Annotated in this window: 1 protein-coding gene and 1 tRNA gene; both read right to left on the reverse strand. The window is 58.3% G+C overall.

The annotated features are described in order from the left end of the window. Window positions 1–82: 82 nt before the first annotated feature. Complete coding sequence (locus LB515_RS28055) at window positions 83–325, reverse strand: GIY-YIG nuclease family protein (RefSeq protein WP_224709685.1); 243 nt, start codon at window positions 323–325, stop codon at window positions 83–85. 224 nt (window positions 326–549) lie between these two features. Then, window positions 550–640 (reverse strand) — tRNA-Ser (locus LB515_RS28060). Window positions 641–1,066 lie beyond the last annotated feature (426 nt).

Below are 1,066 nucleotides of genomic sequence, written 5' to 3' on the forward strand. Positions count from 1 at the left end.
GAATCGAACGGAAGAGTCGACTTCATTCGACCGCCATCAACGCCAGTGCTTTGTTATTGCTACTTTTTTGCTCTGGTGAATTCTACCAAAGGCGTTTGCTGGCGAACGCGTGGCCGGATCCGGATTTGAGATAGCGCTCGAATGAAGCCGCCTTCGCCTGGCTCGAAAAGGCCAAGTAGGTCACGATTCGCCACGGGAGAAATTTGGAAGTGTGACTGGACTTCCCAGCATTGTGCTCGGCCATCCGTCGGTTCAGGTCGGATGTCACGCCGATATAGCGCTCGCCTTCCGAAGCCTCGCTTTCCAGAAGATACACGTACCACAGAGCTCGGCCCCTTTCGCTGCGGCTTCGGAGGACATCCTGCTTCGCGCCTGGGGTACTGCCAAATCCTATATTTGCGCGGGATTCGTTGGATGGTGCGTAGCGCGTAGCGCATGCCGAACGAACCGGCCCTCCTACGCCAAGGCTTCGGAGGGCATCCTCTCCGCCATCCTGCTTCGCGCGAACTGTTGGGGCTTGTCCTGCGAAGCGCGTAGCGCGAAGCAGGATGGCGGAGAGGATGGGATTCGAACCCACGAGAAGCTTTTGACCTCTACTCCCTTAGCAGGGGAGCGCCTTCGACCACTCGGCCACCTCTCCGTCGCGCCGCTGGATAAAGAAAAGCGCCGGCACAATCAACAAGCCGGCGCCATAATCGCCGAAAATTCGGCATGGTGCAGCTCGGCGGGCGGAGCCATGCGGCGATTCCATGGCGATTCCCTGCCCGGCGACTCGGGACTGGCGCCGCAATTTCGGCCGTCCATCGCCGGATTCGACCGGCTGCAAGGCCTTATTGGTTAATGAGAACTTTCGGAGTGAGGCCAAATCGTGTCATTTGTGCAACAACGTCCGGGGATAGAGTCCGGATAGGGCTTTCGCCGATACGATCGTGGTTGAACCCCGCCGCCGCCTGGGTAAAGGTCACGTTCGAAGGAGCGGCGCGGTGCGCATCTTTTTCGGTAAGTGGGGATGGGGCAGGGAACGCTGTCCTTCAGCAAAAAATACCCAGACCCGTTTTTTAACTTT

This window comes from Mesorhizobium sp. CA15 (assembly GCF_020165215.1).
Classification (GTDB): Bacteria; Pseudomonadota; Alphaproteobacteria; order Rhizobiales; family Rhizobiaceae; genus Mesorhizobium.